Source organism: Sodalis ligni, assembly GCF_016865525.2.
In the GTDB taxonomy this organism is placed as follows: Bacteria; Pseudomonadota; Gammaproteobacteria; order Enterobacterales; family Enterobacteriaceae; genus Acerihabitans; species Acerihabitans ligni.
In genome coordinates this window covers 404,039-421,698 of the sequence record NZ_CP075169.1, presented here as the reverse complement: position 1 = coordinate 421,698, position 17,660 = coordinate 404,039, and the positions used below count along the sequence as shown (strand labels likewise).

The window sequence follows — 17,660 nt, the reverse complement described above, 5'->3', positions numbered from 1 at the left end:
TTTTGAATGAGCCTCAATTTCCAAGTAGAAAAGGTTAGCGGATACATGATGATAAGTTTGATTTATCTTTAAGTAACATTATATTAGGCACAAGAAGATGATCTTTATTTATAATATTGGCGATAATAATAGACGCACACCGATGCGCTTAATTTATCTTTCCAGCGTCCCTTAGCTATTCGATAATGCCTTATCATATTTATAGGTAAAACATTTTTATTTAATTTAAAGTAACCGAAATAAATAATATATCCTCCATAAAAATTCGTCTGTTGCGCTAAATGCTATATTGAGGAAATTATCATAATAAGTTAATGCCGGGCGGTCAATTTCTATTATGGAAAAATGGCGCAGAGTGATGAGCGATTTAACCACCCCGCTCGCCGTCACCGCCAACAGGCCGAGGATGGGGCGAGGGGATAGGGCCGGCCTTATGACTGTGCTGATTCGGCGACAGCGATTTCACCGGGAAAGGCATTTCGCCAGGCTTCAAATCCGCCGTCGATACTGTAGGCCGCTTTTAAACCCTGTTGCAGCAGATATTGCGCGGCGCCCTTGCTGCTGTTGCCGTGATAGCACATGACCATGACCGGACGTTCGGGGTCGGTCCGTTGCAAAAATGCGCCCAGAGTATCGTTGGTAAGGTGAAACGCTCCCGGCGTATGCCCGGCGGCATAGCTTTGCGGATCGCGGATATCCACCAATTCGGCATCGCCCTGCTGCAAACGCTGACGGGCCTGCTCTACGCTTATCGACTCAAAAAGTTCCATAGTGCTCCGCCGCCCCGCTTGAAGTCATAGATTTTCCCCCACACGGGGCTTTTCCAGTTTAGCAATCCTTCCACCGGCGTCTAGCCTTTTTCCATAGGGATTCCTTTTAGCAGATCCGGTGAAACTGTTACCTCCATCACGCATAAGTTTAAATTTTCAACAGAGACTTGGCATAGATGTTGGTTTTCGATTACAATCTTGAGCGAAAACGAAAATAAAAGAACCATTTTCGAACATCTGGAGGAAGCGATTGTGGAAACCAAAGATCTGATTGTGATTGGCGGCGGCATCAATGGGACCGGCATTGCGGCCGATGCAGCCGGGCGCGGACTCTCCGTGCTGCTGCTGGAGGCAGATGATTTGGCCTGCGCAACCTCATCCGCCAGTTCCAAACTTATTCACGGCGGTTTGCGCTATCTCGAACATTACGAATTTCGTTTGGTCAGCGAAGCCCTGGCTGAACGGGAAGTTTTATTAAAAATGGCGCCGCATATCGCTTTCCCGATGCGTTTTCGTCTGCCCCATCGCCCCCATCTTCGTCCGGCCTGGATGATCCGCCTCGGCTTGTTTATGTACGACCATCTGGGCAAACGCACCAGCCTGCCGGCCAGCAGAGGTATTCGTTTTGGCGCGGATTCCGTTTTGAAACCGTCGATTGTGCGCGGTTTTGAATATTCCGACTGCTGGGTGGATGATGCGCGGCTGGTGGTGGCCAATGCGCAGGAAGTGCTTGCCAAAGGGGGCGAGGTGCGTACCCGGACCAAGGTGACCCGTGCCTGGCGTAAAGAAGGCCTATGGCATGTTGAAGCGCTGGATGCCTTAACCGGCAAAACCCTGACCTGGCAGTCCAAGGGATTGGCCAACGCCACCGGCCCTTGGGTGAAGGAGTTTATTGATGACAGCCTGAAGCTGCCGTCTCAATACGGCATCCGTTTGATCAAGGGCAGCCATATCGTGGTGCCACGCGTGCATAACGGCCAGCAGGCCTATATTTTGCAAAACGAAGATCACCGCATCGTTTTTGTCATCCCCTGGCTGGATGAATTTTCCATTATCGGCACCACCGATGTGGAATATCACGGCGACCCGAAGGGAGTGACCATTGATGAAAACGAAATCGATTATCTATTGAATGTCTATAATGCCCATTTCAAAAAGCCGTTAAGCCGCCAAGATATTGCCTGGACCTATTCCGGCGTCCGGCCGCTCTGTGATGATGAATCCGATTCTCCCCAGGCGGTAACCCGCGATTATACCCTGTCGGTAACCGACGAACACGGCAAAGCCCCGCTACTGTCGGTGTTCGGCGGTAAACTCACCACCTATCGCAAGCTGGCGGAACATGCCTTGGACAAGCTGGCGAAGTATTACCCATCCGCATCCGGAGCCTGGACCAAAGGCGCGATATTGCCCGGCGGCGATCTCCATGGCGATCGGGATGATTATGCCGCCACCCTGCGGCGTAAATTCGCTTTTCTGCCGGAAAGCCTGGCGCGCCGGTATAGCCGCACCTACGGCAGCCAAAGCGAACTGCTGCTGAAGGGAACCGCCCGTATGATGGATCTCGGCGAAGACTTCGGCCACGGCCTGTATGAGGTGGAGCTGAATTACCTGGTGGCGCATGAATGGGTGGTGACGATTGATGATGCCATCTGGCGGCGCACCAAGCTGGGCATGTGGCTCGACGCCAGCCAAAAACAGCATATAGCCGAGTGGCTGGCCCGCCATTCCCGTGGCGGACGAAACCTTTCTTTGGCCTCCTGAATCAGGGTCGGTTGGGATAGCGGGGGCGGAGTATAGCTCCAAAAGCAGATAAGGTGTCCCTATTAGCCTTAGAAAAGACTATCCTAGGATGGAATATCAACATATTTATTGCATCCTCATATTCATTGTGTAATGCAATATCCAACGGGGTCCTATTTTCATGATCTTTAGCATTGACATTAATATTGGAATTTCCAAGCAGTGCTTTTATACCTTCGGCAAAGTATTTTCGTGTTGCAATATGTAGTGCAGTTTCTCTCAAAAATTCCGAGCATTAATATCAAGCTTACGTTTTTTAAAAACATGTGCATAATGGTTGCATTTTCGCAATGCATTATGCCATGGAGCGCAGTATTACCTCCTCTATCTATAAATTTCCAACTTATATCTGTCCGCATTAGCATTAGTTCAATAAGCTCGTCGTTCTTTATAAACAAAACAAATTCTGCAAATGAATGCTTGCGACTATGAATCTTAGGTTCAATACCTTTAATCTGCAATAAATATTTACAGATTTCTTTAGATTTCAGCCAGCATGAGCTTTGAAGAGGGTTTCTCCCTGAGGGTTTTTTCATTAATATCGCAAATATTGGACTTTAAAACCAGCTTAACCATCTCGAGACTTTTGCTTCTCACCGCAGCATGCAGGTGTGAGTCACCAAATGCGTTAAATGCGTTTGTGCGCATAACTTTTTATATCCAGGGATAGCGAGTAGCTTTTCAAAAGCGTAAGCGTTCCCCATAAGACAGCAAGATAGACAGCCTTCGATAAAAATCAATGTGCTCTTCGTTAAGAGATTTTAAATTTTTTATTTTTTAAAAGTAGTTTGATTATAGTGTTTCTTTTGAACTTATCACTATTTCTGAGAGACTAATTTTAAAATTACCTGCGCCTTGATAATACTCGCCAAAATGATCTACACCTAATTTTATCATTTTTCAATGCTTTAGAATTATTTAATGAATGCACTGTGCGCAATAATTCTTGTTTTTCTAAAGCATCCCGTTTTGAGATAATAAACCTCGCTTGATGCCATGTGGTATTCGTAAGATTTGCCAGACGGTATACATCTACTATTGGCAGACGGATCATAATTTCTGCCACCATTTCAGCAGGCAACATTGTAAAATGCTCACCGCAAGGGCTTGAACTTACACCTACTAGGGATTTTACAAATGTCGGATTATTATTTCCATTATCATCATTAGCTTTGCCTACTCTGTTCGGTTCCAGACATGAATAATTAACTTCGTAAGTCATCATTTCTCTTATTACTCCATGTATAATTTTTCACATCCCAAAAGGTAATCACTTTTAAAAAACAACTGCCTGCGCTTTATGAACATTCCTTGCGCATCATTTATGATATTTCTTGAATAAATGAGTTTGTTCATAAAATGATAATTACATCAATATATTATATTCTATATCTACTAACCCTATTTTATTGGCGACCACATATTATACATTGTTAAAATATCAAGCGGAAACCATTTGACCATCGGAAGTGTGGTTAAAAAGCTTCGGCAATATATCCGACATTAATTAATTCAACTGCCTGGAGCTTCATCTCATAACGACAGGCATGGCGAACATTACCCTTGACGCCTTTAGTTTAACCTGGTGATGCCGAACTTACCCTTTGCCGCTGGCGAAGAAAAGAGATTTTAGCCCGATTCCGCCAGCGGTTTCTTTACTATAACCTGATGGGCTTCACATGCCAAATTTCATCGGCATACTCCTGGATAGTGCGATCCGAGGAGAAATATCCCATGCTGGCGATATTCATTACCGAACGGCGCGCCCATTCGTCCTGATTACGATAGAGAATATCCACTTTATCCTGGGTATCCACATAGCTGCGATAATCCGCCAGCAGTTGGTAATGATCGCCGAAATTGACCAGGGTATCGAACAGGTTACGATAACGGTTGGGTTCTCCGGGGCTGAAGGCGCCGGTGGCAATCTGGGTTAACGCCTGGTTCAATTCCGCATCCTGTTCAAAATACTGGCGCGGGTTGTAGCCTTTACGCCGCAGTTCCTCCACCTGTTCGGCGGTATTGCCGAAAATAAAGATATTTTCTTCCCCCATGCGTTCGCCCATTTCGATATTGGCGCCGTCCAGCGTGCCGATGGTCAGCGCGCCGTTGAGGGCAAACTTCATATTACTGGTGCCGGAAGCCTCAGTGCCCGCCAGTGAGATCTGTTCCGACAGATCCGCCGCCGGGATGATCAACTGCGCCAAACTCACGCCGTAATTGGGGATAAAAACCACTTTAAGCCGGTTCTTCACCACCGGATCGCTGTTGATCACCGCGGCAACGTCGTTGATCAAATGGATAATATGTTTTGCCATGTAATAAGCCGATGCGGCTTTACCGGCAAAGATATTCACCCGCGGCACCCAATCCAGATCCGGATCCTGTTTGATACGGTTGTAACGGGTGATGATGTGCAGCACGTTCAGCAACTGCCGTTTATATTCATGAATACGCTTTATTTGCACATCGAACAGGGCCGCCGGATCGGTGACGACATTCAGCTCCCGCGCCAGATAGATAGCCAAGGCCCGTTTGTTGCTCAGCTTGGCTTTCTGAATGTCCTGGATAAAAGCCGGAAAATCGATTTGGCCTTTTATCTCTTCCAACTGGCTTAAATCGGTACGCCAGGTCTGGCCGATATTCTCGTCCAGCACCGCCGACAGCGGCCGGTTCGCCAGCGCCAGCCAGCGACGCGGCGTAACGCCATTGGTTTTATTACAAAAACGATCGGGGTAAATACGGGCGAAATCGGCGAAAAGAGATTGTACCATCAGCTCCGAGTGCAGGGCGGACACGCCGTTTACTTTATGGCTGGCAATCACCGCCAGCCAGGCCATTCTGACCCGCCGGCCGTCATTCTCGTCAATAATCGACACCCGGGCCAGCAGGGCGGAGTCATCGGGTATCAGTTTTTGCACCCCGTTCAGAAAGTGGTCGTTGATTTCAAAGATGATTTGTAAATGCCGGGGCAGGATTTTACCGAGCATTTCCACCGGCCAGGTTTCCAGCGCTTCGCTCATTAATGTGTGATTCGTGTAGGAGAAAACGTCGCAGACCACATCCCAAGCCATTTGCCATGTGAATTTGTGGTCGTCGATTAACAAACGCATTAATTCCGGGATCGAAAGCACCGGATGGGTATCGTTAAGATGAATGGCGATTTTATCCGCCAGATTATCGAAGGTTTGGTGCATCAGCCAGTGGCGATTCAGGATATCCTGCATCGTGGCGGAAACTAAAAAGTATTCCTGGCGCAGGCGCAATTCGCGGCCTGAATAGGTGGAATCGTCCGGGTATAACACGCGAGAGACGTTTTCAGAAAAGTTTTTATCTTCTACCGCGGCGAAATAATCCCCCTGGTTGAATTTGCCCAGGTTGATTTCGTTGCTGGCCTGCGCTCCCCACAGCCGCAGCGTATTGGTGGCGTCTGTATCAAAGCCGGGGATGATCTGGTCGTAGGCGCATGCCAGGACCTCTTCCGTCTCTACCCAGCGGGTTTTGGCGCCTTCTTGCTGGACTCGTCCGCCGAAACGGACTTTATAACGGGTGGAGTGGCGCATGAACTCCCACGGGTTGCCGTATTCCAGCCAGTAATCCGGCGATTCGGCCTGCTGCCCGTTGATGATATTCTGTTTGAACATGCCGTATTCATAACGTATACCATAACCCCGTCCCGGCAACGCCAGGGTCGCCATGGAATCCAGAAAACAGGCGGCCAGCCGCCCCAATCCGCCGTTGCCCAGCCCCGGATCGTTTTCCTCTTCCAGCAAATCGTCCAGCTCAAACCCCATATCCTCCAGGGCCGCTTTAGTGTCGTCATAGATGCCCATGGCCAGCAGCGCGTTGGAGAGCGTCCGGCCGAGCAGGAACTCCATCGAAAGATAATATACCTGGCGCACATCCTGTGACAGCTGGGCGCGGTTGGAACGCAGCCAGCGCTCTACCATGCGATCCCGCACCGCCAGTAGCGTCGCATTCAGCCATTCATGTTTATTGGCCACGGAAGGATCTTTGCCGATGGTAAACATGAGCTTATACGCGATGGAATGTTTCAGCGCTTCAACGCTGAGCGTGGGTGAGGCATAAATAAACGGTGAGTTCATGACATTCATTCCCCATCAGTGAATATCTACAAGCGTTGATACAAAGACTGATAAGCCCGGGCGGCGACATGCCAGCTAAAATCCAGCCCCATCGCCTGTCGCTGAACAAAGCGCCATAGGGCAGGTCTTGACCATAACACAAAAGCCCGACGGATTGCCCGCTGTAAAGCGGCCGCTGTAGCATCCTCAAACACAAAACCGCTGGCGATACCGTCTGAGAGGTTTTCCAGCGAGCTGTCGGTCACCGTATCCGCCAGCCCGCCGGTGCGACGCACCAGGGGTAATGTGCCGTATTTCAAGCCGTATAACTGCGTCAGTCCGCAGGGTTCGAAACGGCTGGGAACCATAATCACGTCCGCCCCGCCGATAATGCGGTGGGAAAAGGCTTCGTGATAGCCCAGCTGCACACCCACCTGGCTGGGGTATTCCGCCGCCGCCGCCAGGAATCCCTGTTGCAGGGTGGCGTCGCCGGCCCCCAGCAGCGTAAGCTGGCCGCCCTGGTCCAGTAAATCCGGCAGGACTTCCAGCACCAAATCCAGTCCCTTTTGGCTGGTGAGGCGGCTGACCACGGCAAACAGGGGAACCTTTTCATCCACCGTCAGGCCCATGGCGGTTTGCAAGTGGCGTTTGTTATGAACCTTGGCTTCCAGCACGTCGCGGTTATAACGGGTGGAAAGCATGGGGTCGTGGGTCGGGTTCCAAATAGCGTCGTCGACGCCGTTGAGAATACCGGTCAGGCGCCCCTGGGATTGCAGCGAAAGCAGTAGCCCCTCCATGCCGTAGCCGTACGCCGGCTGGGTGATTTCCCTGGCATAGGTAGGGCTGACGGTGGTGACATGATCGGCGAAAAACAGTCCGGCTTTCAAATAGGATATCTGGCCGAAAAACTCCATGCCGTAGGTTTGGAAATAGCCCTCGGGCAACCCCAGCTCCGGCAGGTGGCGCGGGGAGAACAGCCCCTGGTAGGCCAGGTTGTGCACCGTGAACACCGATTTCGCCGGCCGGCCTTTGGCGGCCAGATAGGCACAGGTCAATCCGGCGTGCCAGTCATGGGCCTGAACGATATCCGGCTGCCAGGTCCTGTCCAGTCCGGTGGCCATTTCGCTGCCCACCCAGCCCAGCAGCGCGAAACGCAGGTAGTTATCCATATAGGCATACTGATCCTGGTCGTGATACGGGCTGCCCGGACGGTCATAGAGGCTGGGGACATCGATAAGATAGATGCCGACCCCGTTAAACCGGCCGTATAATAACGTGACGTGCTGGTTAAACGCATCGAACTGATTCACGATGCGGGTATCCGGTATGCCTTTACGTAAATCCGGAAACGCGGGCAGCAGCACCCGCACATCATCGCCTTCGATAATTTGCGCGGCGGGCAAAGCGCCGACCACATCCGCCAGCCCCCCGGTCTTCAGTAGGGGAAAAAGTTCGGAACATACATGTAAAACCTGCATTATCGCTCCCATTCTTATCTTATTGCTGTTCTATGACCGCAAACGTAATCGGCTTAATTAATTTAGACTCGCCAGCATTTTGCGTGTCACCAGTACGATTCCTTCTTCAGAGCGATAGAATCGTCTTTCGTCTTCTTCGGCGTTCTCCCCGATCACCATGCCTTCGGGAATGGAACAGGCGCGATCGATAATGCAGCGCCGTAGCCGGCAGGAGCGGCCCACATTGACATCCGGCAGCACCACCGCTTCATCCAGGGTGCAAAATGAGTTCACCCTCACCCTGGGAAACAGGACGGAATGCATGACATGGGTTCCGGAGAGAATGCAGCCGCCGGACACCAGCGAATTGAGGGTCACCCCATGGTTGCCGGCCCGATCCTGCACGAACTTGGCCGGCGGCAGCGGCTCCATATGGGTACGGATCGGCCATTGCTGATCGTACATGTCCAGTTCCGGCGTTACCGATGCCAGGTCGAGATTGGCGCGCCAATAGGCGTCGAGGGTGCCCACGTCGCGCCAGTAGGGCGGCGCCGAATCATCCTCGGCGGAGGAGACACAGGATAGGGTAAAGGGGTGCGCCCAGGCTTCTCCGGCGGCGGTGACCTTCGGGATGATATCCTTGCCGAAATCATGATTGGAGCTGTCGATGAGCATGTCCTCTTCCAGCAGTTGGAAAAGATAATCGGCATCAAAGACATAGATGCCCATGCTGGCCAATGCCTGATCCGGCGAACCGGGCATGGCCGGCGGATCCGCCGGTTTTTCCACGAAATCCAGCACCCGATACTCATCGTCAACCGCCATCACGCCAAAATCCCTGCCTTCATGACGCGGAACCGGCAAACAGGCCACGGTGCATTTCGCCCCCTTTTCCACATGATCGATAAGCAGGCGGGAGTAGTCCATTTTATAGATATGATCACCCGCCAGAATGACGATATATTTGGCGCGGTAGCGGCGGATTATATCCAGGTTTTGATACACCGCATCCGCCGTGCCGCGATACCAGTTTTCGGTGGCGAAGCGCTGCTGTGCCGGCAGCAGATCGACGAATTCGTTCATTTCCTCATTAAGGAAAGACCAGCCGCGCTGGATATGCTGCACCAGGGTATGGGACTGGTACTGGGTAATCACGCCGATACGGCGAATGCCGGAATTCAGGCAGTTGGATAGCGCAAAATCAATGATGCGGAATTTTCCGCCAAAATGTACCGCCGGTTTGGCGCGTTTAGCGGTCAGATCCTTCAGACGCGAACCACGTCCGCCCGCCAGAATCAACGCGACGGACTGAATGGGTAATTGTCTGGCCAACATCACCGGGTCACTACTTTCAAACCTAACCATGGCCGACTCCTTATTATCGTTTTACCAGCACATAAACCGCACGGGCTTCCACGAAAAAGTGGTCGGCCGATCCCGGTTGTTCTGGGCGTTTGAACGGTTCAATTAACGTCCACTTCCCTTCAGGTAAGGTCATTTCACAGGCTTTTGTCGTGGCGTTGATCACAAAGAGATGATCTCGGGAGAGCCGGATTTGCATTTGGCGTTCGCCCTGTTCCCATTCTTGTGCGCTCAATGCCTGCCCGCGGCTATTTAACCAAAGTACCGTTTGCTCATCGTTCTCCCGCCACCAGCGATCGTCTGTGAGGGCGGGTATCTTTTGGCGCAGGCGGATCAGGGCGGCGGTAAAGTCCGCCAATTCCCGATCCCCCTGCCGCCAGTCCAGCCAGGTCAATTCGTTGTCCTGGCAATAGGCATTGTTATTGCCCTGCTGGCTGTGGCCCAGTTCATCTCCCGCCAACAGCATCGGCGCGCCTTGGGACAACAACAGCGTTGCCAGCAAGGCCCGCTGGCTATCCCGCCGCGCCTGCCGGACCGAGGGTTCAGCACTGGGTCCCTCTTGGCCATGGTTGTTGCTATGGTTATCGCCGGCCCCGTCGCGGTTGCTTTCACCGTTGGCCTGATTATGTTTTTCGTTGTAGCTCACCACATCCTGCAGGGTAAAACCGTCGTGGGCGGTCAGCATATTCACCGAGGCGCAGGGGGATCGCCCCTGGCCGCCAAAGAGATCGCTGGAGGCGGCAAAACGCCGGGCGAACGTTCCCAGCGACACATCGCCGTGCAGCCAAAACCGGCGTATATCGTCACGAAAATGGTCATTCCATTCGCCGAAAGGCGGCGGGAATTGTCCCACCTGATAGCCGCCGGGCCCGATATCCCAAGGTTCAGCAATCCACTTGCAGCCCGCAAGGTCTGGATTGTCCCGCAGCGCGGCAAACAGCGGCGCGTCGCGCACGAAATCCGGGGTGCGGCCGAGCACCGTGCCCAGGTCGAAACGAAAGCCGTCCACATGGCAGGTCCGGCGCCAAAAGGCCAGACAGTCCAGCACCCAGGCGGTGACCGCCGGGCTGCTCAGGTTCAGGGTGTTGCCGCAACCGGTCCAGTTGCGATAATCGCCGTCTTCATCCAGCCAGTAATAAGCGGCATTATCGATACCGCGAAGCGAGAGCGTAGGTCCCTCGACATCCAGTTCCGCGCTGTGATTGAACACAACGTCCAAAATCACTTCGATGCCCGCCCGATGCAGTGCTTTCACCATATCGCGGAACTCATCCAGGGCGCTTTTACCGTCGAGGCCGGAGGCGTAACCCGGCTCCGCCGCATAAGGCGCCAGCACGTTATACCCCCAGTAATTGCGCAGGCCCTGCCGCTGCAGGCGCGGTTCATCGACATGCAACTGCACCGGCAACAGCTCCACGGCGGTAATGCCGATATGCCGCAGATAGTCAATCATCAGCGGATGCGCCAGGCCGGCATAGGTGCCGCGCACCGACTGCGGAAGGTCCGGATGTAATCGGGTCAATCCCCGCACATGGGCTTCATAAATCACGGTTTCGCCCCAGGGCACGGCGGGGAATTCGTCTTCCTGCCAGTCGTAACGCTCATCCACCACCAGGCATTTCGGCATCGCCGACGCGCTATCGGCGGTATCAGGCTGCGCCAGGCCGCCGTTCAGGGCCGGGTCATCGGGCACCTTGCCGTCCAGCGCCCGGGCGCAGGGATCGATGACCAGTTTGGCCGGATTGAATCGATGCCCTTGCCGGGGCTCGAACGGGCCGTAGAGGCGATAGCCGTATCGCTGGCCGGGCTTTACGCCGGCCAGATAGCCGTGCCGGATATCCCCGGTGCGTCCGGGCAAATCTATTTGCCTCTCCCGCCCCTGTTCATCGAACAGGCATAACACCACCCGTTCGGCATGGGCGGAATAGAGGCTGAAATTTGCCCCGCTACCGTTATAACTCGACCCTAACGGCGACGCGGCGCCGGCGGATATCGCATTTTCACCGTGGTCAGCGTCCGCCATCGGCGCGGCAAAGCCTGCGGGCAATCCGCCTTCACCGTCAAAGCCAGCTTCCTGTAGGACCGGGGAACCGGCGGGCCGTGGGATCATCACGCCTCCCTGACCAGGAAAATGGTCGCCAGCGGCGGCACGGTGAGCAGCAGTGAATGCTCACGGTGGTGACTGGGGACCTGTTCACTGTGCAGCTCGCCGCTGTTGCCCATATTGCTGCCGTTGTAGTACTGAGAGTCAGTGTTGAGCACCTCGCGCCAGCGGCCGGGAGTCGGAATACCGATGCGATATCCCAGGCGCGGCACCGGAGTAAAGTTACTGACGACGATCATTTCATTGCCATGGCTGTCGCGGCGCAAAAACGCGAACACCGAATTTTCCGCATCGTCCGCCACCAGCCACTCAAAACCGTCATAGCGGTAATCAAGATCATAGAGCGGTGAATGCTGCCGGTAGCATTGATTTAGATCCCGCACCAGCCGCTGCACGCCGCTGTGCATGCTGTCGGTATCGTCCAGCAGGTGCCAGTCCAGGCTGACATCGTGGTTCCATTCTTTCCATTGGGCGAATTCATTGCCCATAAACAGCAGTTTTTTGCCCGGATGGCCCCACATAAAGCCGTAATACGCGCGCAGGTTGGCGAATTTCTGCCAGACATCGCCAGGCATGCGATTGAGAATGGATTGCTTGCCATGCACCACTTCATCGTGGGAAAGCGGCAAGACGAAATTTTCACTGTAGGCATAGACCATACTAAAGGTCATTTGATGATGGTGATACTTGCGGTGCACCGGATCCAGCTGCATATAGCGCAGCGTATCGTTCATCCAGCCCATGTTCCATTTGTAATGGAATCCCAGCCCACCCGAATCCGGGGGCGCGGTGACGCCGGAAAACGAGGTGGATTCTTCCGCCACGGTAATGGCGCCGTCCCGCTGGGTGCCGACGGTATGGTTGGTGTAACGCAGGAAAGCGATGGCCTCGAGATTTTCATTGCCGCCGTAATGATTAGGCACCCATTGGCCCGCCGGCCGGCTATAATCGCGATAGATCATCGACGCCACGGCATCCACCCGTAACCCGTCGATACCGTACCGCTCCAGCCAGAACAGAGCATTGCCCGCCAGATAGTTGCGCACCTCGTTGCGGCCGTAGTTATAAATCAGGGTATTCCAGTCCTGATGCAGCCCTTCGCGGGGATCGGCATATTCATACAAGGAGGTGCCGTCAAATTTCGCCAGGCCGAATTCATCGCCGGGAAAATGGCCGGGCACCCAATCCAGCAGTACGTTGATGCCTGCCTGGTGCGCGGCGTCGATAAACAGCCGGAAATCCTCCGGCGTGCCGAAACGCCGGGTGGGCGCGTAAATACCTAAGGGTTGATAGCCCCAGCTACCGTCGAAAGGATGCTCATTGATGGGCAACAGTTCGAGATGGGTAAAGCCCATGTATTTGACATAATCCACCAGTTGTTGGGCCAATTCACCGTAGCTGAGCCAGTAGTTGTTTTCCACATGACGGCGCCATGAGCCTAAATGCACTTCATAGATGGAAATGGGCTGGTGGCGCCCGTTGGCTGCATTCCTGGCCGGATCTCCATCGGCAATGGCAGGTATTCCCCGCGTGACCGAAGCGGTCTCCGGGCGCATCTGCGCTTCAAAGGCATAAGGATCCGCTTTCAGGCGGGTTTCGCCATTGCAGTCGATGATTTCATATTTATACAGCTGACCGATCGTTACCGCCGGTAAAAACAGTTCCCAAATACCGTTTTCGCGCCGCTGCCGCATGGGATGCCGCCGGCCGTCCCAAAAATTGAACTGGCCCACTACTGAAACGCGCTGGGCATTGGGCGCCCAGACCGCAAAACGCATGCCTTCAACCCCGTCTAAAACGTCAGGGTGGGCGCCTAAGCGCTCATAGGGCCGTAAATGGGTGCCTTCCGCCAGCAGCCAGCTATCAATGTCCTGCAATAGGGGACCAAAACGGTATGGATCTTCAATAATATAAGTATGCTCGTGCCAGGTGACGGCGAATTGATAGCGAAACGGTTTTTTGCGCCGGCTTAATAACACCGAAAAAAAACCGCGGTCGTCTTCACAGTTTAATTCCGTGATTTTACGTCCGGTTTTACTTTCAATTAATGTCACGGCACTGGCGTTTGGTAATAACGCCCTGATCTCCAATCCTTCGCTGGTGAGATGCATACCCAAAATTGAAAATGGATCCGCATAACGTCCTGAAACCAAAGCTGTGATGACCTCATGGCCCGGAAATCCCGACATGGTATTCTTCCTTAGATTACTCCATGAAATAAAAGAATATTTCCAAAAAATTCAGTTCGTATCCTTTCATCACACATCCCAGTTTCCCCAAAGCGCAGCGATCCTTGCCGACCGTGTCGGCAAGAAAAATGGGGGATGACAGCATGCTCAGAAATCCCTTCAAAGGATTATTTCACTGTGGGCATAACCATACCCATCCAATAATAAGCATAGACAAAGGTTTAAAGGAAAGATTAATACTCAACAATGAAAATTTAAATCATTTATTAAACTATTGAAAATTCATCACTTCGCTGCAAGATTTCTATTGTTAATCATTGCAATAAGTCGAGATTGATCACAGAGGAGAAGATTGATTGTTAAGTTTTATTAATATATTGACGTGGAACAAAGAAAGTTCAACCAAGCAGGCGTCAGCCGGTCCCCTGCCCTGGGACCGGTGTATAGATGGCGGGGGAAGATCAGGCCAATAGGCGCAGCATGCGGCGTAATGGTTCAGCCGCGCCCCATAGCAGTTGATCCCCCACGGAAAACGCCGCGAGGTACTCCGGTCCCATGTTCAGCTTACGCAAACGGCCCACCGGCGTTTTCAGCGTGCCGGTGACCGCAGCCGGACTTAATTCACGCATCGACAGTTCACGATCATTGGGCACCACATTAACCCAATCGTTGTGGGTCGCCAGCATCTGCTCGATATCCTGTAATCCGACATCCTGCTTAAGCTTGATGGTGAACGCCTGGCTATGGCAGCGCAAAGCGCCGATACGCACGCACAAACCATCAATGGGAATCACATGCCCGGTATTCAGGATTTTGTTGGTTTCCGCCTGCCCTTTCCACTCCTCCTTACTCTGCCCGTTCGGCAGCTGCTTATCTATCCAGGGAATCAGGCTGCCCGCCAGCGGGACGCCGAAGTTATCCGTCGCCAGGGTGCCGCTACGGGTCAAGGCGGTAACTTTACGTTCAATATCCAGAATCGCCGAAGCCGGATCCTGCAATTCCTTGGCCACTTCATTATGGAGCTGGCCCATTTGCACCAGCAGTTCGCGCATATGGCGGGCACCGGCGCCGGAAGCCGCCTGGTAGGTGGCCACGGAAATCCATTCCACCAGATCATGGGCAAACAGCCCGCCTAAGGACATCAGCATCAGGCTGACGGTGCAGTTGCCGCCGACAAAGGTTTTGATACCGTCGTTCAAACCCTGCTGGATAACCGCCTGATTCACCGGTTCCAGGATAATGATGGCGTCATCGTTCATGCGCAGGGAGGACGCGGCATCGATCCAGTAACCCTGCCAGCCGATTTCCTTCAGCTTTGTATAGATTTCGTTGGTATAATCCCCACCCTGGCAGGTGACGATAATATCCAGCGCGCTGAGCGCGTCCAGAGAGTAGGCATCCTGCAACATCCCTTGTTGTCCGTTAATAACCGGCGCAGCCCGGCCATGCTGGGATGTTGAAAAGAATACCGGGCGGATGGCGTCAAAATCGCGTTCTTCGGCCATGCGCTGCATGAGCACCGAACCGACCATACCGCGCCAGCCTATAAAACCAACGTTTTTCATGTTAACTGTCCTGCCTTGGAGGGTGACAAAGAGACTTGGTAGTGTTTTGGCTGCATGGAACTTGCAGGTTACACAACGACCACATTACAAAAAGTGATTGAATTGCTGCAAGTGAAATTATTTGATTAGAGCAAATTTTTCAGCTGCGCTGCTTATATCCGCCAAATGGTGAGGAAATGGGTAGATTAGCATCCTACCTACTCTCAAGGATAAGGTTTGATAGCGCATGGGTTAAAAAGCTGAAAATCGAGGTAATTAATAATGACTGAAATGATTTCGGCTACCGTTTTGCTGTTTTTGATCATGGACCCCTTAGGAAACCTGCCGATTTTCATGTCGGTATTAAAACATCTGGAACCGAAAAGGCGGCGGATAATTGTCATTCGTGAAATGCTGATTGCGCTGCTGCTTATGCTGCTGTTTTTGTTCGCCGGCGAGAGTATTTTGTCATTTCTCAATCTGCGAACGGAAACCGTATCGATTTCCGGCGGCATAATCATGTTCCTGATCGCGCTGAAAATGATTTTTCCCACGCCGGAAAGCGGCGGCAGCGGGTTGCCGGCCGGGGAAGAGCCCTTTCTGGTGCCGCTGGCCATCCCGCTGGTGGCCGGCCCGTCCATACTGGCGACCCTGATGCTGTTGTCCCACCAGTATCCGCAGCGGATCCCGCACTTGGTGGTGGCGTTGCTCATTGCCTGGGGCCTGTCGGTCATTATATTGATGCAATCCACGCTGTTTTTGCGGTTGCTGGGGGATAAAGGCGTCAATGCGCTGGAAAGGCTGATGGGCCTGCTGCTGGTAATGCTCTCCACCCAAATGTTCCTGGACGGCGCCCGGGCCTATTTGCGCAGTTGAAGCAGGCTATCACCGCGGCATGAGCCAAGCGTGTAAAAGGGAGACCGCGGCGATGGGGTCGAAGCGGCCATTGTCGGCCGCGGAGCGCCCCATGCCACGGTAGGCCCGCTACCACCGATCGTGCAACGAACCTGTTGAAGGGAGACCGCGGCGATGGGGTCGAAGCGGCCATTGTCGGCCGCGGAGCGCCCCATGCCACGGTAGGCCCGCTACCACCGATCGTGCAACGAGCCTGTTGAAGGGAGACCGCGGCGATGGGGTCGAAGCGGCCATTGTCGGCCGCGGAGCGCCCCATGCCACGGTAGGCCCGCTACCACCGATCGTGCAACGAACCTGTTGAAGGGAGACCGCGGCGATGGGGTCGAAGCGGCCATTGTCGGCCGCGGAGCGCCCCATGCCACGGTAGGCTCGCTACCACCGATCGTGCAACGAGCCTGTTGAAGGGAGACCGCGGCGATGGGGTCGAAGCGGCCATTGTCGGCCGCGGAGCGCCCCATGCCACGGTAGGCCCGCTACCACCGATCGTGCAACGAACCTGTTGAAGAGCGCCCAGCCCAAACTTATTCCCCTGCCGGGAAATCCGCCCCTTTAGTCATCTCGGCCCAACCGTCAAAATCCCGCTGCAGCAGCTGGATCTTTTTATAGGCATTCTCCAAAGCGGCATTACCCAACAGCAATCGCAGCGGCGGGTTATCCGCCTCCACCGCCTTGACGATGGCTTTCACGGCGCGCACCGGGTCCCCCATCTGTTTTCCGCTATAGCCCCGGCTGACCTGCGTCCGCTTATGGGCGGTCTCGGCATAATCGGCAATGGATTGCGGCGCTTCGGCGGCCGACCGGCCGGCCCAATCGGTCCGGAAAGGCCCGGGCTCGACAAGTAAAATGTTGATACCCAACGGCGCCACTTCCTGCGACAGCGACTCGGAAAGCGCTTCCACCGCAAATTTGGTGGCATGGTAAAAACTCAGCGCCGGGAAGGTGGTAATGCCGCCGATAGAAGAGATATTCACTATCGTACCGCTCCGCTGCTTGCGCAACGTCGGCAATACCGCCCGGCTCATGGCGGTCAGGCCCCAGACATTGATATCGAACATCCGGTGCACATCCTCCATCCGGCTCTCTTCAAATGAACCGAAATAACCGATACCGGCGTTATTCACCAAAACGTCGATCCGGCCAAAATGCTTCAGCGCGGCGCTGACGGCTTCGTCAATCTGATCCTGCTGCGTCACGTCCAGCTTCAGCACCAGGGCATGGCCTTCATGGCCGGCGATTAAATCCTGTACCTGATCGGGATTACGCGCCGTCACCACGGTGGGATAGCCCAGCGACAGGGTCAGCTCGGCCAGCTCACGGCCAAAGCCGGTGGAACAGCCGGTAATAAACCAAACCGCTTTTTGTTGTGATTGCATTTTCTTCTCCAAATCTTGCAGGTTAAATATCGACCTCACATCCTGTCCCCGCCAGCGG

12 protein-coding genes are annotated in these 17,660 nt (G+C 53.6%); 2 read left to right on the top strand and 10 right to left on the bottom strand.

The features are described 5' to 3' along the window. Nucleotides 1-431: 431 nt before the first annotated feature. Nucleotides 432-770, bottom strand: coding sequence for a thiosulfate sulfurtransferase GlpE (glpE, locus tag GTU79_RS01875; RefSeq protein WP_203524316.1), 339 nt, complete (start codon nt 768-770; stop codon nt 432-434). Nucleotides 771-1,022: 252 nt separating this feature from the next. Between glpE and glpD the strand changes: the two genes are divergently transcribed. Beyond that, nucleotides 1,023-2,534 (top strand): glycerol-3-phosphate dehydrogenase, encoded by a 1,512-nt coding sequence (glpD, locus tag GTU79_RS01870; protein WP_203524317.1) that lies wholly within the window; start codon nt 1,023-1,025, stop codon nt 2,532-2,534. A gap of 1 nt (nt 2,535) precedes the next feature. Here the strand turns inward: glpD and GTU79_RS31265 are convergent, their stop codons facing one another. The 8 genes from GTU79_RS31265 to asd all read right to left on the bottom strand — a co-directional run bounded on the left by GTU79_RS31265 (nt 2,536) and on the right by asd (nt 15,335). Then, nucleotides 2,536-2,796: an ankyrin repeat domain-containing protein gene (locus GTU79_RS31265; protein ID WP_214513658.1), complete on the bottom strand. Its 261-nt coding sequence runs from the start codon at nt 2,794-2,796 to the stop codon at nt 2,536-2,538. A gap of 621 nt (nt 2,797-3,417) precedes the next feature. Then, a complete protein-coding gene (locus GTU79_RS01860; protein WP_214513657.1) occupies nt 3,418-3,798 on the bottom strand; it encodes a hypothetical protein in 381 nt (126 codons plus the stop codon). A 433-nt stretch (nt 3,799-4,231) separates the two neighbouring features. Further along, complete coding sequence (glgP, locus tag GTU79_RS01855) at nt 4,232-6,679, bottom strand: glycogen phosphorylase (RefSeq protein ID WP_203524320.1); 2,448 nt, start codon at nt 6,677-6,679, stop codon at nt 4,232-4,234. A 26-nt stretch (nt 6,680-6,705) separates the two neighbouring features. Then, a complete protein-coding gene (gene glgA / locus GTU79_RS01850) occupies nt 6,706-8,136 on the bottom strand; it encodes a glycogen synthase GlgA (RefSeq protein ID WP_132923776.1) in 1,431 nt (476 codons plus the stop codon). A 57-nt stretch (nt 8,137-8,193) separates the two neighbouring features. Next, nucleotides 8,194-9,480: a glucose-1-phosphate adenylyltransferase gene (glgC, locus tag GTU79_RS01845; RefSeq protein ID WP_203524321.1), complete on the bottom strand. Its 1,287-nt coding sequence runs from the start codon at nt 9,478-9,480 to the stop codon at nt 8,194-8,196. Nucleotides 9,481-9,493: 13 nt separating this feature from the next. Then, nucleotides 9,494-11,500 carry a glycogen debranching protein GlgX gene (gene glgX / locus GTU79_RS01840; protein WP_203524534.1) on the bottom strand — a complete coding sequence of 669 codons (2,007 nt, stop codon included), beginning with the start codon at nt 11,498-11,500 and terminating at the stop codon, nt 9,494-9,496. Between the two features lie 86 nt (nt 11,501-11,586). Further along, the gene (glgB, locus tag GTU79_RS01835; RefSeq protein WP_203524322.1) at nt 11,587-13,770 is read right to left on the bottom strand and encodes a 1,4-alpha-glucan branching protein GlgB; all 2,184 of its coding nucleotides are present in this window, start codon (nt 13,768-13,770) and stop codon (nt 11,587-11,589) included. A gap of 461 nt (nt 13,771-14,231) precedes the next feature. Continuing rightward, nucleotides 14,232-15,335, bottom strand: a complete 1,104-nt coding sequence (asd, locus tag GTU79_RS01830) for an aspartate-semialdehyde dehydrogenase (protein ID WP_203524323.1) — start codon at nt 15,333-15,335, stop codon at nt 14,232-14,234. A 261-nt stretch (nt 15,336-15,596) separates the two neighbouring features. Between asd and GTU79_RS01825 the strand changes: the two genes are divergently transcribed. After that, nucleotides 15,597-16,190: a YhgN family NAAT transporter gene (locus GTU79_RS01825; protein ID WP_132923780.1), complete on the top strand. Its 594-nt coding sequence runs from the start codon at nt 15,597-15,599 to the stop codon at nt 16,188-16,190. Between the two features lie 560 nt (nt 16,191-16,750). On the opposite strand, the gene GTU79_RS01820 is transcribed toward GTU79_RS01825, so the two are convergent. Beyond that, nucleotides 16,751-17,602 carry an oxidoreductase gene (locus tag GTU79_RS01820; protein WP_203524324.1) on the bottom strand — a complete coding sequence of 284 codons (852 nt, stop codon included), beginning with the start codon at nt 17,600-17,602 and terminating at the stop codon, nt 16,751-16,753. Between the last annotated feature and the right edge of the window lie 58 nt (nt 17,603-17,660).